The organism is Streptomyces sp. NPDC004667, assembly GCF_040609475.1.
GTDB lineage: Bacteria > Actinomycetota > Actinomycetes > Streptomycetales > Streptomycetaceae > Streptomyces.
The window spans coordinates 93,729-105,428 of sequence record NZ_JBEXKC010000023.1 but is presented as its reverse complement, the minus strand read 5'-3'; the positions used below and the strand labels follow the sequence as shown (position 1 = coordinate 105,428).

Annotated in this window: 4 protein-coding genes and 1 pseudogene; all 5 read left to right on the top strand. The window is 74.9% G+C overall.

From position 1 onward, the window contains the following. Positions 1 to 920 (top strand): annotated as a pseudogene (locus tag ABZW32_RS15920) (hypothetical protein); the annotation flags it as partial. A 610-nt stretch (positions 921 to 1,530) separates the two neighbouring features. Then, positions 1,531 to 7,950, top strand: coding sequence for an amino acid adenylation domain-containing protein (locus ABZW32_RS15915; protein ID WP_356215907.1), 6,420 nt, complete (start codon positions 1,531 to 1,533; stop codon positions 7,948 to 7,950). After that, entirely contained in the window at positions 7,947 to 8,750 is an 804-nt protein-coding gene (locus tag ABZW32_RS15910; protein WP_356215904.1) for an alpha/beta fold hydrolase, read from the top strand. Before ABZW32_RS15915 ends, ABZW32_RS15910 begins: the two co-directional genes overlap by 4 nt. Positions 8,751 to 8,818: 68 nt before the next feature. Beyond that, positions 8,819 to 9,862, top strand: a complete 1,044-nt coding sequence (locus tag ABZW32_RS15905) for a TauD/TfdA family dioxygenase (protein WP_356215901.1) — start codon at positions 8,819 to 8,821, stop codon at positions 9,860 to 9,862. 5 nt (positions 9,863 to 9,867) lie between these two features. Further along, positions 9,868 to 11,691, top strand: coding sequence for a non-ribosomal peptide synthetase (locus ABZW32_RS15900; RefSeq protein WP_356215898.1), 1,824 nt, complete (start codon positions 9,868 to 9,870; stop codon positions 11,689 to 11,691). The last annotated feature ends 9 nt before the right edge of the window (positions 11,692 to 11,700 follow it).

Here is an 11,700-nt window from a genome sequence, read left to right as displayed (position 1 = left end):
TGCTCGGCGCCTCCTCCGCGGCCGACGCCCTGAAGATCCTGGACTCCCTCGACGAGCGCGGTCACGACCCGGCCCTGTTCCTCGTCGACCAGCGGCGATCTCCACGCTCGGCGCCTCCCAGCACGCCAACCGCCGCCACCGGCGGCGCCGGGGCCTTCGGCGAGGGGCCGGGAGGCGGGTTGTTCGAACTGCTCGGTGAGCAGCGGGTGTTGCTCGTGCTCGACGGGGCCCCGGCGGTCGCTCCCCGGTTCGACCGGCTCACCGCGCTGCTGCGGGCCTGCCCCGGACTGCGCGTGCTGGTCACCTCGGAGCAGCCGTGGGAGGTGCCGGGGGAACGGATCTTCCTGCTGTCCCCGCTTGAGGTCCCTGCCGAGGGCGCGGCGCCGGACGCCGCTGCCGCCGCCCCCGCCGTACGCGTGTTCCTCGACCATGTCCGGCGCGTACGGCCCGAGTTCACGGCCGGTCCGGCCGATCTGGCCCGCGCGGCCCGGCTGTGCCGCCGCCTCGACGGGCATCCGGGAGCGCTCGCCGCCGCCGCGTCCTGGCTGGTGGTCTGCGATCTCGCCACCCTGTGCCACAGCCTCGACGCCGACCCGGTCGCCCTGCTGGACCACCTCGGCGGGGGCGCGGGAGCCGACCGGTTCCGGGCCGCCCTGCACCGCCGGACGGACGGGCTCTCCGCCGGGGCCCGCGAACTGCTCGACGCCCTGTGCGCAGGGGATGCGCGGGGCGCGGAGGGGGAGTTCGGGCTGACGGACGTGGCGGCCCTGACGGGGCGCGGCCTGCCGGAGTCCGGCCGGATGCTGCGCGAACTGCTGCTCAGCGGGACGGTGCGGGCCGCGCACGAGAGCGGCGGCTCCCGCTTCCGGGTACTGGGCCTGGTCCGCGCCGCCACCCTCCGCACCCCACAGCGGGCCTGACGGCCCTCGGGTCCCGCGCACGAGCGGCCCGGGGCCCGCGGCCCGGCAACCTGTCGGCCCGCCCCTCCGCCCGGGCAGCCGACATCCCGGGACTGGAGCCCCGCCGACCCGGCAGGGCAGGCCACCGCCCGCAGGCCCACGGTCCCGCCGACCTGACAAGCCGCCGCCCGAAACCCCACCGGCTCACCATCCCACCGGCCCGGCACTCGGCCGGCCCCGGCGGCCCGGCACACCGTCCCGCCCCCCGGCACCCGAAGGCCGGGGTCCCCACCCGGCCCGGCACGTCGCCGGGCCCGATGGCGGCCCGCACCCCCGGGCGCCCAACGCCCCCGAGGCCCGGACCGGGCGCCTCCCGGGTCCGGCATCTCCCGCACCCGGCATCTCCCGCACCCGGCACCCCGTCGGCGCACGCCGACCAGCGGCACCCGCCCGGACGGCAACTGCTCCCGGAGTGCCGGAGCAACTGCCGCCGCGGCCAGCGGCCCGCGGGTTGTATGACGTACGGCCGGACGGCGCCCCTGAGCGACCGCGGCCACCGGCGCCCCCGCACGGCCGGATCCCGATCCGTACCCCCCGCCCCACCCCACCGCACCCTTCGAGGAGCCTCCGCATGTCTTCGACCGCGTCCGAACGGAGCAGCGCGCACGGGCCCGCCGCTGTGCGGCTGCCCCTCTCGGCAGCGCAGCGCGACATCTGGACGGCCCACGCCCTGGACGCCACCGGCAGCCGCTACAACATCGGCGAGTACCGCGAACTCGTGGGCCCGCTGGACGCGGACCTGCTGGCCCGTGCCTGGTACCAGCTGGCCCGCGAGGCCGACGTACTGCGCGTCCGGGGCACCGGCTCCGACGAGGACGGCGGCCTGTGGCAGCTGCTCCACCCCGACCCGGGCGAGCGGCGGCTGCGCGTCGTGGACCTGGACGCGGAGCCGGATCCCGTGGAGGCCGGCCGGGCGTGGATGGCGGCGGAGCTGGCGCGGCCGTTCGACCTGGCGGACGACTGGCTCACCCGGCACGTGCTCCTGAGGGCGGGCCGGACGGACGGCGGCGAACAGCGCTGGTTCTACTTCCACGCCTTCCACCACCTGGTCGTCGACGGCATGGGCGTCGCCCTCCTCGACCAGCGGCTGGTCGAGCTCTACGAGCGGGGGTCCGCCGGGGAGCCCTGGGGGCCGAGCCCCTTCGGTTCGCTGGAGGCACTGCTTGCCGAGGACGACGCCTACCGGGCCTCGGCGGAGGGGGCCGCGGACCGCGCCCACTGGGCGGAGCACCTGGCGGGGCTGCCGCAGACCCCGCGCCTGGGCGAGGGCCGGACCGGCCCCGCGGCGCCGGGCGCGCTGCCCTTCGTACGGCGGACCGTGGTGCTGCCGGCGGGGCGGACGGAGCGGCTGCGGGAGGTGGCGCGGGCGCACCGGACGCCGTGGACGATGCTGGTGATCGCGCTGGTCGCGGCGTACGTGCACCGGGTGAGCGGAAGTCCGGAGCTGGTGCTCGGCCTTCCGGTGACGGGCCGGCGCACCGACCTGGCCCGCCGTACGCCGGGGATGATGTCCAACGTGGTGCCGCTGCGGGTGGCGGTGCCGGCGGACGGGACGACGGGCGAGCTGCTGGCTGCGGTGGTCGCGGAGGCGCGCCGGGGGCTGAAGCACCAGCGCACCCGCTACGAGGACATGTGCCGCGATCTGGGGCTGGGCGAGGCGGAACGGCGGATCACCGCCCCCCTGGTCAACATCATGGCGTTCACCCCGGGCATGCGCTTCTGCGGGCTGCCGACCCTCCAGCACAACCTGGGCAACGGGCCCGTGGAGGACCTGGCGGTCGGCGTGTACGACCTGGGGCCCGAGGACGGGCTGCGGATCGACTTCGACGCCTCGCCCGAGGTGTGCGACGTCGCCGCGGTGGCGGCGCACCAGGACCGCTTCGTGCGGTTCGTGGAGTCGGTCCTGTCGTCGCAGGACGAACAGCCCTTGTCCCGAATCGAGTTGCTGGGCGCGGTGGAACGGCGTCAGGTACTGGAGGAGTGGACGGGCATCCGCGCCGACACCGGGAGGGCCACCCTCGTCGAACGGTTCGAGGAGCAGGTCCGGCTGCGCCCCGCGGCCCGCGCCCTGGTCTTCGGCGACCGGGAGCTCTCGTACGCCGAACTCGACTCCCGCGCCAACCGGCTCGCCCACCACCTCGCCGCCGGGGGCCTGGGCCGCGGCGACCTCGCCGGCATCCTCCTCGACCGCGGACCCGACTTCGCCGTCGCCCTCCTCGCCGTCGTCAAAACCGGCGCCGGATACGCCCTCCTCGACCCCGAGTTCCCCGACGAACGCCTCGCAGGCACCGCCCGGGACGCCTCCCTCACCGCCCTGGTCACCGACACCCGCCACCACACCCGGCTGACACCCACGGGCGGGGCCCCCTGGGCGACGGTCCGCGTGGACACCGAGGCCGACGCCATCGCCGCACGACCGGCCACCCCGCTCGAAACTCCGCTGACCTGGGACGACGTCGCCTGCGTGATGTTCACCTCCGGCTCCACCGGACGCCCCAAGGGCATCCTCTCCTCCCACCGCAACCTCGTCTCCACCCTCACCGCCCAGACCTACGCCACCTTCGGCCCCGGCGAAACCTTCCTCCAGTGCTCCCCCGTCTCCTGGGACGCCTTCAGCCTCGAATTCTGGGGCGCCCTCCTCCACGGCGGCACCACCGTCCTCCAACCCGGACAACGCCCCGAACCAGCCCTCATCGCCGCACTCACCCAGCAACACCGGGTGACCATGCTCCAACTCTCCTCCAGCCTCTTCAACTACCTCACCGACGAACACCCCGACACCTTCACCACCACCCGCATCGTCTACACCGGCGGCGAACCCGCCTCACCCACCCACGTCCACCGCCTCCACGGACTGCACCCGCACCTCACCATCACCAACGGCTACGGGCCCGCCGAGTCCATGGGCTTCACCACCACCCACACCACCACGCCCACCACCGAGGTCCAGGGCCCCCTCCCCATCGGCCGCCCCCTCACCAACAAGCACGCCTACGTCCTGGACGCACGGCTGCGCCCCACACCGCCCGGCACGACGGGCGAGCTCTACCTCTCCGGCGACGGACTCGCCCACGGCTACCTCGCCCAACCCACCACCACCGCAACCCACTTCATCCCCCACCCCTACGGACCCCCCGGCACCCGCCTCTACCGCACCGGCGACCAGGCCCACTGGGACACCCACGGCAACCTCCACTACACCGGCCGCACCGACACCCAGATCAAAATCCGCGGCTTCCGCATCGAACCCACCGAAATCGAAACCACCCTCACCACCCACCCCCACATCACCCAGGCCACCCTGCTCCACTCCGACGGGCAGCTGACGGCCTACGTGACCACCGCCCCCGGCGCGGCGGCCCCGGCCCCCGAAGCGCTGCGCGCCTGGCTGCGCGAGCGGCTGCCGGAGCACATGGTCCCCGCCCGGTTCGCGGTCCTGGACCGGCTGCCGCTCACCCCCAACGGGAAGATCGACAAGGCCGCGCTCCCGGCGGTCGAGCCGACGCCCACCGCCGGGGGCCGCCGGCCCCTCACCGAGACGGAGGAGCTCGTACGGACCCTCGTCAGCGAGGTGCTCGGCAGCCCGGTGCCCCTGTCCATGGACGACGGGTTCTTCGACCACGGCGGCCACTCCCTCCTCGCCGCCCGCCTGACGAACCGCATCGCCTCCACCCTCGGCGTCACCCTCACCCTGCGCGACGTCTTCCAGCACCCCACCCCCGCCGCCCTGACCCGCCGGATCGACGAGGTCGGCGACCGGCCCGCCCTGCCGCCCCTGCGGCACGCCGAGGATCGTCCCGAGCGGCTGCCGCTGTCCTACGCCCAGCAGCGGCTGTGGCTGGTCGCGGGACTCGGCGGCCCGGGGGCGACCGCCTACAACGTGCCGATGACGGTGCGGCTGGAGGGCGAGCCGGACGTGCCCGCGCTGCGCGCCGCCTTCGAGGACCTGGCCGCCCGCCACGCGCCGCTGCGGACCCGGTTCGCGACCGCGGAAGGGGACCCGTACCAGATCGTCGACCCGGTCCCGGCGCACGCGTTCGAGCTGCGCCGCGTCACTCCCGGGACCCTCGACGGCGAACTGCTCGCCGCCGCCCGCCACTCCTTCGACCTGAGCGCCGAACACCCTTTGCGCGTCACCCTGTTGCACTCCGGGGAGGGCGCGTACACGCTCCTGGTCCTGCTGCACCACATCGCCACCGACGGGCAGTCCCTGCGCCCGCTGTTCGAGGACCTGTCCCACGCCTACGCGGCCCGGCTGGCGGGGTCCGCACCCGACTGGGCCCCCCTGCCGGCCGACTACGCCGACTTCGCGCTCTGGCAGCGCACCGCCCTCGCTGGCGGCCCTCTGGAAACCCGGCTGGCCCACTGGCGGACGGCGCTGGCCGGGCTCCCGGAGGAGCTGGGGCTGCTCCCCGACCGGCCGCGTCCGCCGGTCGCCGGGCAGAGCGGCGGGGCGGTCCGGGTGGACTTCGGAACGGACCTGTACGAACGGGTGGTGGAGCTGGCGCGGGCCGAGCGGTGCACCCCCTTCATGGTGGTGCAGGCCGCGCTCGCGGCGACGCTGACCCGGCTGGGCGCGGGCACCGACGTCCCGCTCGGCTCACCGGTCGCGGGCCGGCCCGACGAGGCCCTGTCGGGGCTCGTGGGCTTCTTCGTGAACACCCTGGTGCTGCGTACCGACACCTCGGGGAACCCTGCCTTCCGGGAACTGCTGGCGCGGGTGCGCACCGCCGATCTGGACGCCTTCGCCCATCAGGAGGCCCCCTTCGACCTGGTGCTGGAGGCCTTGAACCCGGCCCGCTCCCTGGCCCGGCATCCGCTGTTCCAGGTGTGCCTGGCACTGGATTCGGGTCCCGGCATCTCGCCCGTGCTGCCCGGACTGCGGGCCGGTGAGGCGGAGCCCCTGGCCACCGGGGCCGTCAAGTTCGACCTGGAGTTCCTGCTGCGCGCCGACGCGGCGTCCGGCCTGACGGGGGCGGTGCTCTACAGCTCCGACCTGTACGAGCGGGCCACCGTCGAGCGGATGACCGGCATGCTGCGGCGGACGCTGGAGCAGGTGGCGCGCGAACCGGAGGTCCGGCTCTCGGAGCTGGAGCTGCTGGACGGGGCCGGCCGCCGGCAGGTGCTGGAGGAATGGACGGGCATCCGTACCGACACCGCCCCGGCCACCCTCGTCGAACGGTTCGAGGAGCAGGTCCGGCTGCGCCCCGGGGGCCGGGCGGTGGTCTTCGGCGGCCAGGAGCTCACCTACCGGGAGCTGGACTCCCGCGCCAACCGGCTGGCGCACCACCTCGCCGCCGGGGGCCTGGGCCGCGGCGACCTCGCCGGCATCCTCCTCGACCGCGGACCCGACTTCGCCGTCGCCCTCCTCGCCGTCGTCAAGACCGGCGCCGGATACGCCCTCCTGGACCCCGAGTTCCCCGACGAACGCCTGGCCGGCACCGCCCGGGACGCCTCCCTCACCGCCCTGGTCACCGACACCCGCCACCACACCCGGCTGCCGGAAGGGCCCTGGCGCAGCACCCTGGTCGACGCCGGGGCCGAGGAGATCGCAGGCTGCTCCGAGGAGCCGCTCGGAACTCCGCTGACCTGGGACGACGTCGCCTGCGTGATGTTCACCTCCGGCTCCACCGGACGCCCCAAGGGCATCCTGTCCTCCCACCGCAACCTCGTCTCCACCCTCACCGCCCAGACCTACGCCACCTTCGGCCCCGGCGAAACCTTCCTCCAGTGCTCCCCCGTCTCCTGGGACGCCTTCAGCCTCGAATTCTGGGGCGCCCTCCTCCACGGCGGCACCACCGTCCTCCAACCAGGACAACGCCCCGAACCAGCCCTCATCGCCGCACTCACCCAGCAACACCGGGTGACCATGCTCCAGCTCTCCTCCAGCCTCTTCAACTACCTCACCGACGAACACCCCGACACCTTCACCACCACCCGCATCGTCTACACCGGCGGCGAACCCGCCTCCCCGACGCACGTGGAGCGGCTGCACGGGCTGCACCCGCGGGTCACGATCACCAACGGGTACGGGCCGGCCGAGTCCATGGGCTTCACCACCACCCACACCACCGACCCCGACGCCCCCGCCACCGGCCCCCTCTCCATCGGCCGGCCCCTGACCAACAAGCACGCCTACGTCCTCGACGCCCACCTGCGCCCCACACCTCCCGGGACGACGGGCGAGCTCTACCTCTCCGGCGACGGACTCGCCCACGGCTACCTCGCCCAACCCACCACCACCGCAACCCACTTCATCCCCCACCCCTACGGACCCCCCGGCACCCGCCTCTACCGCACCGGCGACCAGGCCCACTGGGACACCCACGGCAACCTCCACTACACCGGCCGCACCGACACCCAGATCAAAATCCGCGGCTTCCGCATCGAACCCACCGAAATCGAAACCACCCTCACCACCCACCCCGACATCACCCAGGCCACCCTCGCCACGCACCCGGACCACCACCGCACGCCCCAGCTGACCGCCTACCTCGTCACCACCGACGAGGCCCTCTCGCCCCAGGACGTCCGCCTCTGGCTGCGCACGCTCCTGCCCGACCACATGGTCCCGGCCTTCGTCGTCCTGCTGGACCGGCTGCCGCTGACCCCCAACGGGAAGATCGACAAGAGCGCCCTGCCGGCACCGCAGGCCGTCACCACGGCGGGCGGACGCGCACCGCGCACCCCGCTGGAGGAGAAGGTGCGCACCTGGTTCGGGGAGGCGCTGGCCGCCCCGTCCCCGCTGTCGATCGACGACGACTTCTTCGACCAGGGCGGCCACTCCCTCCTCGCCGCCCGCCTGACGAACCGCATCGGCACCGCCCTGGGCGTCACCCTCACCCTGCGCGACGTCTTCCAGCACCCCACCCCCGTCACCCTCGCCCGGCACATCGAGACCCGGCTGCTGTCCGCGGGGGCGCCCGCTCCCCGGCGCGCCCGGCCCGCGCTGCGCCGCCGCACCCCCGAACAGGAACGGAGTTCCTCATGAGCACCACCGACCAGGACCAGGCCGACTTCACCCCCGCACCGGACGACGTGGTCTGGGACCTGCCGGGCGAGGGCCCCCAGCGCACCGCGCTGCTGGTCCTGCCGCACGCCGGCGGGAACGCCCACGCCTACGCGGAGTGGCGCGCCCACCTGCCCGCCGACGTCCGCCTGCTGATCGGCCAGTACCCGGGCCGGGGCGCCCGGTTCGCCGAGGACCTCCCCCGGGACATCGCCGATCTGGCCGGTCCGGTCGTGGCGGCGCTGCCCGCCGGGGTCACCGAGGACCTGGTGGTGCTCGGGCACAGCATGGGCTCGCTCGTGGCCTTCGAGGTCGTCCGCAGCCTGGAGGCGGCCGGACGGGGGCCCCGCGCCCTGATCGCCTCGGCGTGCCGGGCCCCGTTCCTGGCCAACCCGTGCGCCGTGTACCCGGAGCGGCTGGACGACGACGAGCTGGTCGCCGCCATCAAGGAGCGCGGCGGCACCGACGACGGCATCCTCGACGAGCCGGAGCTGCGGGAGATCATCCTGCCTTCCATCCGGGCCGACTTCGCCATCGACGACGTCTACCGCTGCGCGGAGTCCGAGGCCCGGGTGGCCTGCCCGGTGACGGTGATCGGCGGGGACGCCGACCCGGTCGCCCCGGCCGCCTCGCTGATCCGCTGGGAGCAGATCACCGACCGCGCGTTCGCCTCGTACGTGCTGCCGGGAGGCCACTTCTACTTCCAGGAACAGCTGCCGGAGTTCTTCTCCGTGCTCGGTCCGGTCGTCGGCGGACACGCCGCCGCCCCGGCCGCCGCCTGACCGCGCCGCGCGGCCCCGCTCCCCGCATCTCCGCACCCCTCGTCTCCGCATCCCCTTAAGGACGTTCGATGACCACGTACGCAGAGTCCCCCGCCCCGGCGGCCGGCTTCACCCCGGTGCGCGAGCCCGGCAGGCCCGTAGTCGTGCACGCGCCGGCCGGTCTCGACGCGGCCTCCGCCACCGCCTGGCTGACCGCCCACCGCGAGGCCGTCCAGGCCGAGTTGCTGCGCAGCGGGGCCGTGCTGCTGCGGGGCCTGCCCGTGAAGGACGCGGCCTCCTTCGCCGCCGCCCGGGACGCCCTGATCGAGCGGCGCGCCGGGTACAAGGAGAAGGCCACCCCGCGCACCGACTTCGGCGAAGGCGTGTTCTCCTCCACCGACCTGCCGGCGGTCCAGCCGATCCGGCTGCACAACGAGAACAGCTACACCCTCGACTTCCCCGGGGTACTGCTGTTCGGCTGCGTGACCGCGCCCGAGGAGGGCGGGGCGACCACCGTCGGCGACATGCGCGAGGCGCTGCGGCTGCTGCCGCCGGAGCTGGTCGAGCGGTTCGAGCGGGCCGGCTGGCTGCTCGTGCGCAACTACTCCGAACTGGCCGGGCTGCCCTGGTACAAGACCTTCGCCACCGAGGACAAGGCGGTCGCCGAGGCCTACTGCGAGGAGAACACCGTCGGCTACGAGTGGGTCGAGGAGGACGACTCGATGATCACCCGGCAGCGGCGGTCGGCGGTCGTCACCCACCCCGTGACGGGCGAGCGGACCTGGTTCAACCACTTCGCCTTCTGGAACAGCCGCACCCTGGACCCGGACGTCCGCGAGGTCCTCGTCGACACGTACGGGGAGGACGGGCTGCCCTTCAACACCTACCTGGGCGACGGTTCCCGGCTCACCGACGCCGAGGTCGACGCGGTCAACGCCGTCTACGACCGGGTCACGGTCCGCGAGACCTGGCAGCGGGGCGACCTGATGCTCGTCGACAACATCCTGTGCGCCCACGGCCGCGAGGCCTACAAGGGCGACCGGAAGATCCTCGTGGCCATGGGCGAGCCCGTCGCGCTGGCCGACTGCGCGCCCGTCACCCAGCCGTCCACCACCGTCTTCACCGGGAAGTGACCGCCATGACCGCCGTACTTCCCGAGCGCACCCGCCACCGCGCGGGCACCGCCGCCCCCGTCACCGACCTGCTGGCCCGGCTCGCCCTGGCCCCCGCCGACCGGACCGCCGTCGTCGCCGACGGCCGCGCCCGGAGCTTCGGCGAACTGCGCGCCGAGGCCATGCGGATCGCCGGCCGCCTCGCCGCCCGCGGCGTCGGGCCGGAGAGCGTGGTCGCCCTGTGCCTGCCGCGCGGCGCGGAGCTCGTCGCCGCACTGGTCGGAACCCTGACGGCGGGGGCCGCGTACCTGCCGGTGGACCCGAAGCTGCCGGCCGAGCGGCGGCGCTACCTCGTCGAGGACGCGGGCGCCGACCTGGTCGTCACCGCCGACGCGGACACCGAGCCCCTCGCCGAGGGCGTACCGCACGTGGCCGTGGCCGCGCTGGCCGCGCCCGGACCCGAGCTCCCGTACGTCCCGGTGGCCGTCCGCGGCGACACCCTGGCCTACGTCATCTACACCTCCGGCTCCACCGGCCGCCCCAAGGGCGTGGAGATCGGCCGGGCCGCCGCGTCCGCGCTGCTCGCCGAGCTGGAGGGCGCGGGCATCGCCGTCACCGAGGGCGGGCGGGTCGGCTGGAACGCCTCGCCGTCCTTCGACGCCTCCGTGCAGCAGTGGGTCCGCCTCTGCCGCGGCGACACCCTGGTGATGATCGACGACGAGACCCGCGCGGACCCGTCGCTGCTGGCCCGGCTGGTCGACGAACAGGCCCTGACCGACCTGGACATCACCCCCGCGCACGCCGATCCCCTGCTGGACCTGCTCACCCCGGACGGCGGCCCGCGGCCGCTGACCCTGCTGATCGGCGGCGAGGCCGTCAGCCCCGCGCTGTGGCGGCGCCTGGCCCGGCTCGGCGAACGGGGGGTGCTGCGCACGGTCAACCTGTACGGGCCCACCGAGTGCACGGTCGACGCCACCGCGGGCTGGGTGGACGGCGCCGACGAGCCGCACATCGGCAGCGCCCTGCCGGGCCTGCGCACGCGGGTCCTGGACGAGGGGCTCAACCCGGTCGCCGAGGGCGGCAGCGGCGAGCTGTACCTGGCGGGCCCCCGCGTGGGCCGCGGCTACCGGGGCCGGCCGGCCCTGACCGCGGAGCGGTTCGTGGCCGACGCCGCGGGGGAGGCGCACGGCGGCCGCATGTACCGCACGGGCGACCTCGTACGGCTCCTGCCCGGCGGCCGGCTGGCCTACCTGGGGCGGGCCGACGGCCAGGTCAAGCTGCGCGGCCACCGCCTCGAACTCCCCGAGGTCGAGGCCGCGGTGGCCGCGGTCCCCGGGGTCGCCGAGGCGGCCGTCGTGCTCCGCGAGGACGTCCACGGGGCGCCGGGCCTGGTGGCCTACTACCGGGCGGCCGGCCCCGTCACCGAAGCCGCGCTGCGCGAACGCCTCACCGCCGTGCTGCCCGCGTACATGGTCCCGGCGGCCTTCGTGGCCCTGGAGCGGTTCCCGGTCACCGTCAACGGCAAGGTGGACCGCGCCGCACTGCCCGCCCCGGCACCCGCCGCCGCGCCCGCCCCGGCCGGCGACGCCGCCGCCGGGGGCCTGACCGCCTCGCAGACGCTGATCGCGGGCGTCTGGGCCGCCGTCCTCGGCGCCCCGCACGTCGGCCCCGACGACAACTTCTTCAAGCTGGGCGGCCACTCGCTGCTCGCGATCAAGCTGGTCTCGCGGGTCCGCGCCGAACTGGGCGTCTCCCTCCCGGTGAAGGCCGTCTACGCCAACCCGCGCCTGCGGGACCTGGCCGCCCACCTCGACACCCTGGTCGCGGCCGCCGCGAGCCCGAACTCCTGAAGGACGAAC

What these genes read in the sequence shown, in the direction of transcription:
- ABZW32_RS15910 (WP_356215904.1), top strand. Translation starts at nt 7,947, where the DNA reads ATGAGCACCACCGACCAGGACCAGGCCGACTTCACCCCCGCACCGGAC.
- ABZW32_RS15905 (WP_356215901.1), top strand. Translation starts at nt 8,819, where the DNA reads ATGACCACGTACGCAGAGTCCCCCGCCCCGGCGGCCGGCTTCACCCCG.
- ABZW32_RS15900 (WP_356215898.1), top strand. Translation starts at nt 9,868, where the DNA reads ATGACCGCCGTACTTCCCGAGCGCACCCGCCACCGCGCGGGCACCGCC.
- ABZW32_RS15915 (WP_356215907.1), top strand. Translation starts at nt 1,531, where the DNA reads ATGTCTTCGACCGCGTCCGAACGGAGCAGCGCGCACGGGCCCGCCGCT.